The sequence below is a fragment of the Candidatus Uabimicrobium amorphum genome (assembly GCF_009002475.1).
Classification (GTDB): domain Bacteria; phylum Planctomycetota; class Uabimicrobiia; order Uabimicrobiales; family Uabimicrobiaceae; genus Uabimicrobium; species Uabimicrobium amorphum.
Genome location: NZ_AP019860.1, coordinates 6303295 through 6320109, shown reverse-complemented (window position 1 = coordinate 6320109; position 16815 = coordinate 6303295). Strand labels below are relative to the sequence as shown.

At 43.4% G+C, this 16815-nt stretch carries 6 protein-coding genes; 4 read left to right on the top strand and 2 right to left on the bottom strand.

From position 1 onward, the window contains the following. Positions 1-127 precede the first annotated feature (127 nt). The 4 genes from UABAM_RS22695 to UABAM_RS22680 all read left to right on the top strand — a co-directional run bounded on the left by UABAM_RS22695 (position 128) and on the right by UABAM_RS22680 (position 8342). The gene (locus UABAM_RS22695) at positions 128-2917 is read left to right on the top strand and encodes an FHA domain-containing protein (RefSeq protein ID WP_151970282.1); all 2790 of its coding nucleotides are present in this window, start codon (positions 128-130) and stop codon (positions 2915-2917) included. 661 nt (positions 2918-3578) lie between these two features. Next, positions 3579-3833, top strand: a complete 255-nt coding sequence (locus tag UABAM_RS22690) for a hypothetical protein (RefSeq protein ID WP_151970281.1) — start codon at positions 3579-3581, stop codon at positions 3831-3833. Beyond that, on the top strand, positions 3834-4181 hold the full coding sequence (locus UABAM_RS22685; RefSeq protein ID WP_151970280.1) for a type II toxin-antitoxin system PemK/MazF family toxin: 348 nt from the start codon (positions 3834-3836) through the stop codon (positions 4179-4181). A gap of 306 nt (positions 4182-4487) precedes the next feature. Beyond that, the gene (locus UABAM_RS22680) at positions 4488-8342 is read left to right on the top strand and encodes an SUMF1/EgtB/PvdO family nonheme iron enzyme (protein ID WP_151970279.1); all 3855 of its coding nucleotides are present in this window, start codon (positions 4488-4490) and stop codon (positions 8340-8342) included. Positions 8343-9182: 840 nt separating this feature from the next. Here UABAM_RS22680 and UABAM_RS22675 read toward each other — a convergent pair. Beyond that, on the bottom strand, positions 9183-12956 hold the full coding sequence (locus UABAM_RS22675) for an SUMF1/EgtB/PvdO family nonheme iron enzyme (RefSeq protein ID WP_151970278.1): 3774 nt from the start codon (positions 12954-12956) through the stop codon (positions 9183-9185). Between the two features lie 177 nt (positions 12957-13133). Next, complete coding sequence (locus tag UABAM_RS22670) at positions 13134-16808, bottom strand: hypothetical protein (protein WP_151970277.1); 3675 nt, start codon at positions 16806-16808, stop codon at positions 13134-13136. Positions 16809-16815: the final 7 nt, after the last annotated feature.

The following is a 16815-nucleotide window of genomic DNA, read 5'->3' as shown; positions in this document are numbered from 1 at the left end:
CAAATGGAATGGACGCAACAATACGTTGACCATTTTTTCCTTTCTCTGTGTCTCTGTGGTTCCATCTTTTCATTACAACAAAGACCACCTACACACAACAAAACACCAAAATCGAGGAAATCGCACAATGCAGGAAGCCTTTCATTTATATCGTCGACGCTTTGAAAAACAAACCCAGTACCACCCCCCTAAATTTTACTACGAAGAACAAATTCCCTCATTATGTCAACGTCTCTCCTCGCAAGAATTTACCGAGCTATGCAACACACTACGCGAACTCTCACAACTTTCCTTAGCCTATCTTCCCCCACACAGCAACCGACGTAAATTAGAAGAGCAATTCATACAAGCCCTGCAAGGCCAAGTAACGGAGTACCAACACCGCAATGAAATATACGGCGTTGTCGTCCACCCCCAAAACAAACAAGCCCACATAGTACAAGTACTCACGGCCACCGAAGCAAGCGAAAACTACCAGTTTGACTTTTCTTTATCAGACTATGAATTACCACAAAGCTACGAAAGTAAACTACTGCAAATCGCCAAAACGTTATCACTACCTCCGGCCAAATATCGTATTGCAATACTCCCCGAGTCAACGACAAATACAAATGAACGAGAAATTTCCGGAAATTCATTGGATATCGCCATCGCCATCGCCCTATGGGAATGCTGGCAACGCTCCATACTGCGTACCCCGATCATCGCCACAGGGATCATAGATGGCGAAAAGTTACTTGAGGTTGACTACTTCAGCGAAAAGCTCTCTTGTGTCAGGGAAAAACAGCTGTACTTTATCGCACCCAAAGCGCAGAAACAAAATACCGCTTCTTCTTACACCAAATGGTGCGATCATTTTAACGATGTCAAACAACTGCTAGGCACCAATCCATTTATTGCACAACCAGTCGATTATAGCCAATTACAAAAATCGCCTTTCATCGAAGACCAAGCACTGATAAACAAACTGTACGATGTGTCCATTTACACCGAACAGTGCAATAGCCCCGAAGTACAAGTTCCTGCCAAAGTAGATCTTCACCTAGTTGCCAACTATATTGCTGCACATCTATCATACAACTACAATATTATCATCGATGCTCGAGATGGTGAGCTACACTTCACCTCGCCAAGCCGCCATTTATGCGAATACGTTAGTCAATGCGAAGAAGTTTTGTGGATCATAGTAGATCACGACGGTAATTATACGAAGGAACTCCCTTTTGCCACACGCCACATCACAGTTCGCTACGCACAAATGAATGAAACTCCACCTTTTGCCCTGTGGCGCTGTAATGCAACCCTAGCAGGCTACAATGAAAAATGTCTCACCGCGCTCAACCAAGAGTTTTTAACTCAAGACATGGCCTTTGCCTGTAGTGACATAGACAACCGCGTCCAAACGCCACAGGACTTTTTCACAACACCGCGCTCCATCCTATTTTTATACGCGCAAAATGCCACGCTCTTTCCACAAATGCAGGCTATTTATCACCAGTTTCTCACTTCGCGCAATGTCATTCCACTGTGGCTAGATATGAATTTACTTCCCGAAGCGGCACAAAGCCTCTCGCAAATCATCTCCTACTTCCTGTCGTGTACCCGCGAAGAGAGCAAAGACATTTGCAACAGACAACTCGTTATTTTTGCCCAAGTGGCCACCATAAATTCGCAACAACACAAACAAAAAATATTGCAACTTCTCGCCCAAGCAAAGCAACAGGCAAACATCACCATCATCGCGAACTTCTACCAAACCCAGGCATCTTATGGCGACTTCAAAGAGTTATGCGCACAATTTGCCCACGCGCGTCCACTTGCCGAACACCACAGCTACACGCGCGTACAAGTTTCGCAACAGCTTGAAAACGTAGACAGCAAAAATATATACGCGCTAGCACAAATGTACTGTGGTGTATATCGTAAAATTTATTTACCCACGCAACAAGACATTCGCATCGGACGCAAAGGCTACCACAACGATATTGCCATAGACAGCCAGTTCATCTCACGCCAACACGCGACCATTTGTTTAAGCGAAGACGGTAAGCAAATAAATTTGCGTAATTTTTCCGCCCATGGGAGTCATTTTCATAAAAGTAAAATCGCCAAAGGCGAAACGCAAGACTTCACATTGCAGCAACAAAATACATTGCAAATGGGAAGCGAACGCGTTGAAATTATCTGTGCTCGTTCACAGCCATCCCTCACAACGATCGACAATCTTCCGCAAACACAACAAAACACCGTCTCACTCAGTATTTGTTCAAATCCACAACAAATGGACACCGTGATCCAGTGGCTACAAACGCATGCCCCGCAAATATTTTGTGCCGTCATAAACCGTGTGCTCTATCACACCCACATCCACGGCAACGCGCGTGATCCGCAGGCTAAAATCAATTTACGAGTGCACCGTGATGACAGTAAAATCACAGTTACCGTATCGCACAACGGTGCTGCTTACGATTATGCAACCGCGATTGATTTCTACTGGCAAAACGAAAAGCTATGTGCTCCCGCAACTAACGACGACTACATACCGTTTTTGCTACGTAACGCCGCACATATCGAGTTTGACTCTAGCGGTCACCACATTACGATCGTACACGAGCATCATGACTTCGCAGCCATGACCAGAAACAGCGACCAGTTCCCCAAAACTAAGGAAATTGCCGCCACGTGTGAAGTCATTCCCATCGAAAGTGCACGGTGGTTTTTGCGTAGGTTGGGACATAACTTTGGTGTTGTCGGATATAACGAAGAGGATTTTTATCAGGTGTACATCATGTATTTGCTACTACACAACCTACATGAGAGTTGGTATGAAAAGGTGCGGCACTATTTTGCGGTCGAGGAACAGGGCAAGTTTGTTGAGCAACTACGGCTCATTTACACACAAACACAGGTACAGTAGTACTGTCTACTTTGTATAGAAAAGATTTTACCACAGAGACACAGAGAAAAGGAGTAAAAGCTGTTGTACGTTATTTTTCATAATGTATACTTCAAGAAGTTGTGAGATGCTTCAAATATAGATGGAAGAATAACTATAACACTTTCTCTGTGCCTCTGTGGTTCAAAACGTTGTGGACGCGACAACCAATACGGTAAATGAAAAAGATTTTACCACAGAGACACAGAGAAAAGGAGTAAAAGCTGTTGTACGTTATTTTTCATAATGCATACTTCAAGAAGTTGTGAGATGCTTCAAATATAGATGGAAGAATAACTATAACACTTTCTCTGTGACTCGGTGGTTCAAAACGTTGTGGACGCGACAACCAATACGGTAAATGAAAAAGATTTTACCACAGAGACACAGAGAAAAGGAGTGAAAGCTATTGTACGTTATTTTTCATAATGTATACTTCAAGAAGTTGTGAGATGCTTCAAATATAGATGGAAGAATAACTATAACACTTTCTCTGTGACTCTGTGGTTCAAAACGTTGTGGACGCGACAACCAATACGGTAAATGAAAAAGATTTCACCATAGATTGATAAAAAAACGTGAAACTTTTAAATAATTGCCATATAATAATGGCAACTTTTCTGCCATAAAAATGGAGGATGCCATGACATTGAAAAAAAATTTTCACGTACCACTTAGTGAAGAAGTGTACGGAAAACTAAGACAACAAGCAAAAAAATCGAAAAAACCAGCAACAGAGATAGCGCGAGCAGCTATTGAACATTGGCTTGCCGAAAAAGAAAAAAGAGATTTGCATAACGAAATAAAAAAATATGCTCAAGCCAACGCTGGCACGGAACACGACTTAGATGACAGTTTACAAGAAGCCACCATTCAATTTTTGATAAAGGAGGAATAATTGCAGCGTGGAGATGTCTATATTGCGGAGTTAAAACCTCGCTCAGGCTCAGAACAACAAGGACGAAGACCAGTAATTGTTGTTTCTCATGATGGATTTAACGAAGTAGAATCATGGAGGTCGATCATCGTGGTTCCGATCTCTTCTTCTAAATCGAAAACGCAAAGAGGGCCTACTGTTGTTATCATAGAAAAAGATGAAGCGGGGCTAAGCAAACAGAGCTGTGCGCTATGCCATCAGGTAACAACTTTAGATCGTTCAAAATTAGGTAAAAACATAGGGAAATTAAAAACGAGTACTCTTTGTGAAGTTAATGAAGCCCTGAAGAAAGCCATGAATTTGTCATGATAAATACGACAATGCGAGATCAAATCGTTTTTAGCCTTACATTTACTTTCTCTGTGCCTCTGTGGTTCAAAACATTGTGGCCACGACAACCAATAGAGTAAATGAAAAAGATTTTACCACAGAGACACAGAGAAAAGGAGTAAAAGCTGTTGTACGTTATTTTTCATAATGTATACTTCAAGAAGTTGTGAGATGCTTCAAATATAGATGGAAGAACAACTATAATAGTTTCTCTGTGTCTCTGTGGTTCAAAACATTGTGGACGCGACAACCAATAAGGTAAATAAAACCAATACGAGTAAAAAAATGAAAGCAAAAAAAATCTACTACATTCACAGCAACGACAAAGTATATGAACTACGTAAACGCGGCAACAAAATTCGCGTCTACTTACACCCACAGCCGAGCGAAGAATTTGTAGGTGAGTTGGCACGTGATATGAATCGCATCATGGAAACGGAAAAAATCTGGGAGTGGCAAGGCATCGACTACCTAAAACACGCACTCCCCTCACAGATGCGCACCTGGATCACACGCGGACCGACACCCGATGAACGCATTGTCATCAACCGTTGGTTTATTGAAAAAGGCTTCCTGGGTGACATTGCCGCAAAGAGTCACTTGTATATTGGTCTTGTCGAAGGAATGCGCGATTTATTCGCTTTTGATCGCCACAACCTTTACACTCCGGATCAAAACGGTAGTGTCGATTACGTGCGCTACCATACAAAAAAATATCGCCGCGTATGGTGGCAGATCGCGCTGTTGCTTTTTGTATTGCTTTCTACAGGAGCTGCAATGCTCACAATGCGCACGCAAGTTCCCAGTTACATAGCACCTCCCGATATGATCAGCGTACACGATGATACTGCACAAGACGCCGTATCAGTAACTGCAAGCATTGAAAATGACGCCGACGGCAAAAAAAACAATGTGCTTGCTGTCGTAGGGGAAACCGAGACAGTACGTTGCGTTGTCGACGCCGAGATCACACGTTACCAGTTTAGTCGCGACGGCAAGCGCGTGGCGATCGCTACCATTGATAAGACCATACACGTATACAACACCACAAATGCACAGAAAATCACCCAGCAATCACTCACGTTCCTACCTCATTTGCTGGCGTTTAACAACAGTGGACGCACCCTCACCGCGATTTCTGCAGAGCGTGAGGTGTGGTTATGGGATTTGTTGCTGCAAAAACAAATCGGTGAGGTGTGGCAAAGTGAGGGCGTTGAGTTTGCGACAACAGTGAACGCTCTCAAGGTAAACACGCAAAAAATTTGGGCCACGGGAGAACAAGTCATCCTTGTTTCCGATGATCATGGCAAAAGCTGGGGCTACTACGAAACCGAAGCGCAACTTCACGACGTTTACACTTATGAGGACCAAGTATGGTGTGTGGGTGAAGATGGTGTGATTCTATACTCACGCGATGGTGAGTATTGGCAACAACAGCGCAGCCGTACTTTTGTGCATCTCTACGCCATTGCCGGCAACAAACAGCGCCTATGGGCGGTGGGCGAGCGCGGGGTTATTTTGCACAGTAGCGATGGCAAAACATGGCGCGAGCAAGCTAAAATCAGTGACGAAAACTTACACGCCATTACCGTCACGGCAAATGGAGAGAGTATTTGGATTGCCGCCGACAACGGTATGATTGTCTACTCCGTGGATTCCGGTGCCTCCTGGCAAAAACGCTTTGTCGGACCACGTGAAAAACTCCAGGCGGTTTCTTGTAGTAACGACGGCTCAAACGTGTGGATTGCCGGGACAAATGGACGCTTTATTTGCAGCGATGACCGTGGTAAAACATGGACGCATAGCTACCTGAGTGGCAAAGAGCATATACACGCCATCGCCAGTGATGGTGACCGCCAAGTGTGGTGCGCTGGGACAAAAGGTGTGCTATACTATTCGTCAGACGCAGGCAATACCTGGGCATTGCGCATCGCCAACACCAAACGCAACATCCATTGTGCGCAGTTTGCCAATAACAAATTGTGGCTAAGTGGAGAGAGCAACGTAAGTGAAATGAGCGGATTTCCCACCGCCATACGCAATGTTAGCGTGGGCGACGATGCGATTTACATCACCACCGATCACACCTACCGCATTGCCCTCGACAACTTCGGTGATAATTTCTCCCACAGCCAAGCACAAAAAATCACCGAAGGACAAGCCCTTGTCGCCTGGAGTCCACGGGATCGCGATGTGACCGCGATCTACCAGCAAGGACAGATCACACTATGGCGTTGGGGCAAAAAACGACGCTCATGGTCATGCGATCCACAAACTTCACTGCTGCGTTTTTGCGAAGGCAAACTCGTAAGTGCGACACAAACGGGATTGATCCAAATCTGGGACACCGCAAACGGCAAGGAAGCAGAGAGCTGGGACGTAAAAACACCTGTGAACAACATATGCATAATAGACGATATTGTCTACGCGCAACGCAAATACGATGGCGTTGTGTTAATGCGTGACCGTGATAAAAATACACAACAACTTCCCACTGCAGAGCAACAGAGTATGCAACAATCCCCTGGTTTAACTTGGTGCTCCGCCGGTGTGCTGTATCTCGCAGACGCTAAAGTGCGTTTATGGGGTGCTGCCGAAGATGAGGAGGATGACTGGGGTGACGAAGTGGAAAGTACACCCGAAGTTCAAAAAGAATTTGCCGACGATGCAACAACGATTGCCAGCGATGGCGAAAATCAACTGGCAACACTCGACAATGACAACACACTACGCATATGGAACATCACAACAGGTGAAGAAATCGCCTTTAAACAGCTTTCATCTTCCGTAAATAACTTACATTTTATAGATAATAAACGCTTGCTATACGCTGGCGAAAATACCATAGGCCTGTGGCACATCACCGCAGAAAAACCACTAGGCAAAGCCACACCGCGCATTGCGCAACTGCAACACGCGATAGATGCTCCGCAAAATGTCATTGTCGAGCGCGAATTTACCTGCGAATTGCAAGTCGTCAATAACGGCAAAATCAGCGCCCACGACGTAGAAGTAATCTGCACGCTACCCACAGGAATCGAACTCGTTAGCGGAGCGCAAAAAACCACCGACAGTTACCGCATTACATGGGGAAAAACCGCCAACATTTTCACCCGCACCGTGGCAGGCAAAAGCGAAGAGAAATATACATTCCAATTACGCGCCACTACCACAGGAGAGAAAAGAATCGGCACTCTTCTACGCGCCGCCGGAGAAGAACTCACCACACAGCAACTAAACATCAACATAAGCAAAGCCGCTCCCCAAGGTTGGGAGAATTCGCTGTGGGAGTTGTGTTGGAATGCGCAGGAGGAGTATATAGACTTTACGGTAGAGGAGTGGGGAGCATTGTCGCACGAGAAGCAGGTGGAGTTAGCGCGTAGTTATCAGGAGTGGTATGCGCAGGAAAAAGGGTTGGAGTTGACGAAAGAGATGGCAAGAAGCGGTGCGAAGTTTGTGTTGAAAATGATACCGCCGGGAAAGTTTTGGATGGGCTCACCGCAGGGAGAAAAGGATCGCGAATATGTCGAAGTGCGACATAAGGTGTGGGTGAGTGAGGTGTACTATGTGGGGGAGACAGAGGTGACACAGGGGCAGTGGTCGGCGGTTATGGGGTCGAATCCGTCTGTTTTTAAAGATGTGGGGTTACAGGGGCCGGTGGAGGACGTATCGTGGAATGATTGCCAGGAGTTTTGTGGTAAGGTGGGGATGAGGTTATTGACGGAGGCGGAGTGGGAGTATGCTTGTCGTGCGGGAACGACGCGAGCTTACAATTTAGGAGATAGTATAGATACGGATAGAGTGAATTACAATGGTGACTATCTGTACAGAGGAAAAAAAGGAGAATGCAGAGAAACAACAACGGTGGTAAAAAGTTTACCCAATGAAAATAGCTGGGGTTGTTATGATTTTCATGGGAATGTGTGGGAGTGGTGCAGTGACTGGTATGGTGATTACAGTGTAGCTGAGCAGAAGGATCCCAAAGGCTCACCACAAGGCTCGTTTCGGGTGTGTCGTGGCTGCAACTGGAACGACGCTGCCTGGTTCTGTCGGTCGGCTGTACGTTCCGGGAATTGGCCCGACCACCGCAATGGCAATCTGGGTTTGCGCCTCTGCGTTTCGGGTGCGAAAGTCAAGTAACAGTTGACTTGTATCCCTTTGCTCTTTTACTTTTTTACCCTTTGCGCGACGCAAAAATGGACTACACTAGAACAGTAAAACAACATATGTATGTAGTTTGCCTATAGGTTTACTATGCAGTCTATCTATAGAAATACCTATGGGCATCTCTATAGACAAACCTATAGAGCTACTGGCAGTCCTCCTCCAGTATGGGACAAAAATTCCTATAGGAATAACCTATAGCGCATCACAGTTGCAAACTACCATTTTCTCTGTGCCTCTCTCTGTCGTAAAATCTTTTTCATTTGTTGATATTGGCTGTCGTGTCCACAATGTTTTGAACCACAGAGGCACAGAGAAAGTCAACTATGATAGTGTTGTCCGTCAAGCTATATTTGAAGCATCTCACAACTTCCTGAACTATGCCTTATGAAAAATAACTTACAACAGCTTTTACTCCTTTTCTCTGTGTCTCTGTGGTAAAATCTTTTCCTTACAAGTAACAACAGCATTGCGCAAATTGCTAAATTTACCAAACTAACCGAAGAACAGATACTCCAATTGAAATCGCATTGCAGTAAAAAAAATAACAGACAACGATTACATTTATATGCTACTCTAATTGCTAGCTAAAATTCGCCAACGTGTCATCCCCATGAAAATGGGGATCCAGCAATATAGTTTTTTCACTAAACTGGTTTGCCACTTTCGCGGCAATGACACAAGTGGCTGTTAAATAAAACGTTAAACTTCTAGCAAATAAACTCAACTAGCAACTAAGGTACGCTATTTCGTCAGTACAATCGTAGTCCATTTTTACGGCAAAGGTAAAAATGTAAAAGGGATACAAGTCTACTGTTACTTGACTTTCTCACCCGAAACGCAGAGGCGCAACCCCAGATCGCTACCGCAGACGTCGGGCCCGTAGTTGTTGCGCTGAGCCGACCGACAGTCCCCGGCCTTGTAGCTCCAGCCGCCGCCACGATTCACCCGTTCCGAGCCTTGTGGTGAACCTTTGGGATCCTTCTGCTCAGCTACACTGTAATCACCATACCAGTCACTGCACCACTCCCACACATTCCCATGAAAATCATAACACCCCCAACTGTTCTTATTGGGTAAACTTTTTACTACCGTTTCTGTTCGTCTATACTCTTTTCCGTTATGATTTACTTTATCCGAATCTATACTATCTCCCAAATTATAAGCTCGCGTCGTCCCCGCACGACAAGCATACTCCCACTCCGCCTGCGTCAATAACCTCATCCCCACTTTCTTACAAAACTCCTGACAATCTTCCCATGATACCTGCTCCACAGGCCCCTGTAATCCCACATTTTTAAAAATAGACGGATTCGCCCCCATAACAGTAGACCACTGCCCCTGCGTTACCTCCGTCTCTCCTACATAGTATACCTCACTCACCCACACCTTATGCCGTACCTCATTATCTTCGCGATCCTTTTCTCCCTGCGGTGAGCCCATCCAAAACTTCCCCGGTGGGATCATCTTCAACACAAATTTCGCACCACTTCTTGCCACCTCCTTCGTCAACTCCAACCCTTTTTCCTGCGCATACCACTCCTGGTAACTACGTGATAACTCCACCTGCTTGCCGTGCGACAAAGCTCCCCACTCCTCTACAGTAAAGTCTATATATCCCCTCTCCGCATTCCAACACAACTCCCACAACGAACTCTCCCAACCTTGGGGTATGCTGGTACGCCACAGAGGTGCGATAGCTATGATACTCACTATGAGAATACAAGCGGCCAGCGCAAGTCTTTTCCACTTGCGTTCGTGACCAACAACGGGAATGCGGTGGATTTCTTGTAAGCGTACGCTGTCTTCTAATGCGCAGTGTTTACGCGCAAAGATCTCACGCCAGCGCGGTATAATTTTATGTGCGCGTAGTGGCTGGTCATCGCGAAAGCTAAAGCTTGTTTTTTGGTGATAGCGTTCCAGTTTTTTGCGTAGTTGTGGTTGCAATGCACGTGACATGTGTGCCGCAAATGGGGTATTTTCCCCGCGAAGGTGAAAAAGATTGTGGCTACGGTAGGTGATGTCGTCTTTTTTGATGTACAAATCGCCGAGCGGTTGTAGGTGCTGTATCGCGTCTAACACTTGTTGACGTTCTTCGTTTTCCAGGTCTTGTTGTAGGTGAGTGCGTAGCCACTGTGGCATCGCACTGTGGCGAAACCACGGTAAGCGCATCAGGCGTAGTAAACGTTTTTCGCTAAACAGCGTCGTGGCGTTGTCGTCACGCATATGCCCGAGATATAGCGTTGCTTTCCAGTGAATCTGTGGGTACACGGCACAGCGTTGTAGCCAGCGGTAGCCACTGTCGTCGAGGTATTCACGCAAGGCTTCTTGTAATTCGCTAATTTCCTGCGGTTTGGGAGAGCGTTCTTCGATCCAGCTTTCGCTGTCTTCGCGCAGACACATTGGTAATTGTGCGTCCCAGGACACAACATCGGTTGAGCTGACCTCTTCACCGGCCATCAGTCTGGCGAAGGCTTCGACACCGATACTGTTGGTGGAAAACATAACAAAGTCCATCTTGGCTAGCGACCATTCGCGGTATCCCCAGTTCGAAGTAGGTTCTGGGGTAAAAAACGAGCGAATGTCCCACTCGCAAAAACGCTCTACCCACGGATAGACTTCGTGGCGGAATGGATCAAAAAAGCCTGTGCTCGAACCAAAAATGAGTAGGCGATGTTGGTAGTATTGGTAGGCCATTTGCGCGAGCGACGCACCGCGCTGTCCGGCAGCATCGTAGCAATAGCGTGGATCTTCGTTGTAGTACATGATCTTGACAATGATACCGTTTTTTTGCAAATGCGCGAGAAGCTCTTGCGCCCACTGTGCGTTGTGGTCTTGTACAGCGTTGCGGTCTACAAGTGCCAGGTACTCGGGTGCGAGGCGTTGTGATTTGTAAACTGGAGTAAACATTCCCGCGGCATCGGCGGTGGCCTTGGCGGTCGCGGAAAAATCGAGCTTGTTGGAAAACACGTGACGGCGTTGTTGTAGGGTTTGCAATTGCGGAATGTCAATGGTCTGCGGAAAAAGCGGCAGTGGATTTTTTACCTCAAGGCGTTGCTGCTCCTTGGCATTGGCTAACTGCAATTCGCGTTTGTTACCGTAGTAGAACTTTTGCCACCATAGTCGTTCTATTGCGGACACTGCCACAATTACCACCACAAGCCACAACCACAATGGCAACGGCGGAGTGATGATCGCCGCATAGTTTTTATTGGCAAGTTGCGAAAAAAAGCGATATACCGCAATCGAACGCTGCGAAAGAGTGATCTTTAAACGAATACTTTCACTATTGATACTCACCAATTGCTGATAGCTCTCGTAGTTATTGTGTTGTACTTGTAAGTACCCTTGTTTTTGCCGTGTGCGAAAGTGAAAGGCAAACGTTCCCTGTGCTGTCGTTGTCGTTTTTTGCCCGAGAAATTCAACTTTGGCGTTCGCCACCGTCTCATTACCAGCGTCCACCACTGTCCCTTCGAGACGATGATCTACAAGGGATTGCAGTTGTACCATGATATCACGTGTTGTGGTGAGATCGATCTCCTCTTGCCATGCTTGGTAGTCGCGATGTTCCACTTGTAAAATGGCTCTCTGTAGCGTTTCGGCAAATTGTACGCGATAAGCATCATCGACAAAAGGAACGTTCTGTCCTTGAAACGTCACCCGCGCGTCAGTAACGGACTTTTCTTTCTCCCCACTGACCTTTATCGTTAAGTCATGCCGCACAATTTTCTTGAGTGCAATGTCATACACTTGTCGCGGTTTGCTTACGGTGATGGCCTTTTCTACCGAAAAATAACCATCGCAGCTTGCACCTAGCTTCAACTCTTTCTCATCGGCAATGTACAATGAAAATTGATAGCGACCACTGTCATCTGTTGCCAATGTTTTTCCCGCAAGTGCCAAGGTCGCATTGGTGAGTGCTTGCCCTTTGTCGTCACTTACCTTTCCCGAAACTTCAAGTCGTGATAATACAATGTTGTCAAGCTTTATATGATGCTCTCTTTGCAGCTCAAGATTGCGTTCGACCAAACCGTTGCCGTAATCAACGAGTACTTTGACCTCGCGTTCACGCGTGGACAACGTAGTCGCAAAATAACCATTGCTCCGAGTAATGAGCTTTTTATTGGCCACACTCACCGCGATATCGGCAATTCCACTATGATTATGATCCACAACAAGCCCCGAGATAAGATACGTACGCGGTAAATTCCACCATGTATGTAATAAAAATGTCACCACCAAAAACATAGCCGCTGCGAGCCAGCGTCGCCACCGCATAGGCCGTGGCTCGTCGCGAAGTACAACATCGTCTTCTTCGACAACGACCTCATCAACAGGAGTAATCGCCGCGCAGAACCGCGGGAAATAGGTGCGAAAATTCTGTTGTTGTTGTGGAGAACTACACACAATAGGTGCGATATAGTTCGTCAGCTTCGCAATAGTGACCTCATCTTGCTCAGCAGCAAGCACAATCAACACCGACTGCACGGACTGCATCTGTGGAATCGTCGTGGTGAAGCCAAGTGACTTTAGTTGTGAAAGCAGTTGCGGTAAATTTTGTTGTACGTTTTGTACCTTGACCTTGTCCATCTTGTTACCCTGACTACGATTAATTGTCGACTGTCCTATAATAACGTCCAATTATAATAGATGCGATGTTTGAAAATCAAAAATAAACCATAACTCAAAAAAATATGCTACCTCGATTTCTCAAGGTAGCAGCATGGTCTTTACAATACGAACAAAGTTATAAAACTTACAAAAAATTTATCCATTTTTTTGTTTAAACAGTAATCCGTGGTTCTTATCTTCTTCAAGTTCTTTGTTAGGGTAAAGGTTTAGAAGAAATATTAAGGATGTAATTGATCCTGAGAGTACTTGATGGTCTCCTTTTTTCTCTTGCGCTGCTTTTTCAAGAATCTTTTGACAACTATCTATGCGCTGCTGCCAATTTGACCATAAATTTTCGAAAACTTTAGGTGAGCTTGTTTTGTAGAATTGAGGCCGTAGGCTGTCTCGATTAGCTGCGTTTTTAAAATAAAAGGAATAGTAGATATCATCGCGACCTGGTAAAGAATTAAGTGCTTGTAAAACCACTTCTGGATTTATCAAACGATTTTTTTCTAAAAAGTTATTTTGTTGCTGAAAATAGGTAGGGTAAAATATTTTAAAGTATGTTCTTAGCAACTCTCTTTTTTTATCCAAATCTTCTAGTCGTTGTTGAAGTTTCGAATCGCCTTTTTCCCAGCGTTTATCAAGTAAAAGCTTTCGCAATTCTTCAAGTTTACTTTTGATACGGTAACGGTCTTTATGCTCTTCTAGACGTTTTGCTACAACACCTGTATATGTTGTTATTTTTGTTCTGGCGACTAAACTTCCTAAGCAACGAAACCCGGGTTTTAAGACAATCCTATTACCGGCTTCTAAAATAATCTTTTTGTGTTTTGGTATGTTAAATCCGTTTTTGTCGGCACTAAGAATGATATTTTCTTCTGCTTTAGCATACCATTCATCTTGTACCGTTGCAGAATTATTTACCACCATATATTCACCGAGTGTTGTTTTTGCATCTACTATGGTAGGATTAATTTGATGGTTAAAGTTATCCACAAATCTCTTTTTTCTGTGAAAATAAAATCCCGAATCTGCTATAGGTTTAAGAAAAGATGATCGCCTAGCACTCATAAAATAAAAAGGTGCTGAGCTTCCAAATCCAAGAGCATAGTAGTGCCTGTAGGGGCTGTAATAATACGATTTTCTGTCGCCTTCTTTGATTAAAGACTTTGGTACTTCTGAGTTATGGCCAAATTCAAAAAATAATCGTGGAAAGTGAACCAAGCCTAATCGAATACCTGTTTTAATGTATTGTGGTAATTTCTGATCAATATTAACACTACGGATATCTTCCTGCCCACCAAATCTTATTTGCCCCTTTTCTAACTCATAACAATGTAACGTACTAAAAAAATCTTCTTTGTAATCAGAGGTAATTTTTAAATTACTATCATGTACATTTTGCCAAAGAATCCACCTATTTTGCCTTATGTCAGAAATACTCTGTTCGCGATATTTTTTGTACTCGTTTATGAGAGTCTGTTTCGGATGATGCTTTGCATATGGTTTGTCTAAAGTGTCTATTGAATCTGTTATAAAAGTGTCTATATTAAAATTAGAATTTTCTTCATTGTAAAGTTCTTCTAAATAACTTCTATCTGCCAGTTTAGAATAATTAAAGTCTTGTTGTTCGATTGTTTGGTAAATCTCAACATACTCTCGTAACAACTTTGTTATCAGACTGGCACTAGGGAAATTTTTTAAAAAGTCATCTAAAGCTTTTCCTACACGTAAAATTCTGTAGCACTCTTCGTTTTCACTGGGATTCAGAAAAATTTTATAATATTCGTCTTTTTTCTCTTCATATTGGTTATTTGGATAGGAGTTATTATACATCGCGATAGCTCTAACAGCATATGTTGCTCCGAAATCCCAAGCTTTTATATTGGGTATTTTCGAATATTCGCCAAACAGGATTCTATCAAAGTATTTTTCTTGATCTGGATTGTAACCGACCTTTTTCTTTGCCTCTTGAATGAGCACATTCCAATATTTAAAAGGAATCTTTTTCTGCGGATCTTTTAAAATGTTGTCAATAACGCTATCTAGTTCCTGAGATGTTTGGTATGCCGACTGCACTGATTTCTTTAGAGACATAGATTCACAAGAGATCAAAAAATTTCGGTATTTTTCTTTGGCTTCAATCAAATACTCTACTTTGTTTGCAGGTATCTTTGTTATCTTTTCTTCGAATTTATCTTTTCCTGTCGACAGATTGCCAAATTCTTTTGCCAATTCATTTTGATCTTCCTCTTGCCCTCTTGCCGAAAAGCTATCCATCAGTACTGTCGTTCTATCTTGGAGAGATCTGATTTCCTTCTCTATGTCACTCAACTTTGTTAAGATTTTCTCCTGATTGATTAAGATTTTCTTAAGCAGTGCGAAGTTGCGTTGTGTGCTCTGATGAATATCTGTTAACTTTGCATCCACTACATCAAAACGACGATGCATGCTCTCCGAGAGCTGAATAATTTGTTCGCTTATAATACCTAACTGTTTCAGGACTATTTCATCTACAGATTCCTTTTCCATTAGTACATTCGCAATTTCAACAGCTAACATAGCATAGTCTAATGATAAAGCCGCAGCGCCTACTTCACCGTATCTACTTATATATGTTTTTGCGTTTCTGTGTATTCGTACCGCATTAGTAGAGAATTTACCTACCTTTACAATCCGGTCTCCTAGTTTTTTTAACGTCGGATCGTCGGCCATGTTTAAAATACTACCTAATACATATGAACTTTTTTCAAAGTTATCAATCTGCATTCTTTCATATTCGTCTATTCGTTGACGAAGGTTCGCCATTAATTCCCCGGTTTGCTTTCTTTGCTCATCCTCCTGCTCTTTTTGTTTAATTTTGAGAAGTTGTAGAACCATTTGGTTGGTAACTTTTTGTCTTTCTGAAATTATATCAAGTTTGGTATTTGTTATCTGTGCGGTTCTGACAACTAAAGTACCCACATTTTTTATTTCGCCGCGCGTACGTTCATGCTCTGCTACTGTGACAGACATCATTTTGCCAACCTGTGTTTTAATCAAGTTTTCTATATATTGTCGATTTTTTTTACTGTCTTCTTTTAAAGCGCTTATTATGTATTGAGCATCTTTACTTGGAATAAATGGTATGTCACTTGGTGTTATATTTTTTTTATATTTTTTCAATTTTTGAACATAGTGCCGAACCATGTTATTCACTTTATCGTATTTTGTCTGCCGTCCGGCGATAGTGGTCTTTCCATACACAAAATTTATGAATTCTACGCCTTTTTCAAACACCAAGCCTCCTAGTTTTGCAGATTCTAATGTAATATATAACCATGGTACACGCTTTGCGAGAGCTTCGCCGACCTCTTCAGGTATGTGTCCATCTAATGTATGCACATCTTCTGCCCATTCCTTTATATATTGACCTGCAAACCTAAAGACCTCAGCCGTTTCTCTTTTTTCATAGCTATGCTTTAAAGAATTTGTAGCGTGTTGTCGTAAATGTTTGTAAAATTTGAGGTTTATTTCTGTATCTTTTTTTTCTGTTAATCCGTTTGAAGAGTACTTCTCGATATCCTCAGTAAGTGTTTTCATTATTTTTTTTGCTGCTGGGTTGTTTGGAACTTCACTTTGTTTAATATCAAGGTATTCTGCTACTATTTTTTCTTTTTCTTCCAGAATTTTGAGTTTCATATTCATAGCAGCAAGTGGATCAGTAAAGGTCATGGATGTCCCTTCAACATCAACATCCATCCTATCAGCACTTTCCTCTAGGCCATTTTGGGCGTTGAGAGTTCTGGATACTAGACATAAAAAAATCAGAATGAAAATGTATTTCATATTGTTT

Coding starts and splice junctions, on each gene's coding strand:
- UABAM_RS22695 (WP_151970282.1), top strand. CDS start 128: ATGCAGGAAGCCTTTCATTTATATCGTCGACGCTTTGAAAAACAAACC.
- UABAM_RS22680 (WP_151970279.1), top strand. CDS start 4,488: ATGAAAGCAAAAAAAATCTACTACATTCACAGCAACGACAAAGTATAT.
- UABAM_RS22675 (WP_151970278.1), bottom strand. CDS start 12,956: ATGGACAAGGTCAAGGTACAAAACGTACAACAAAATTTACCGCAACTG.
- UABAM_RS22670 (WP_151970277.1), bottom strand. CDS start 16,808: ATGAAATACATTTTCATTCTGATTTTTTTATGTCTAGTATCCAGAACT.
- UABAM_RS22690 (WP_151970281.1), top strand. CDS start 3,579: ATGACATTGAAAAAAAATTTTCACGTACCACTTAGTGAAGAAGTGTAC.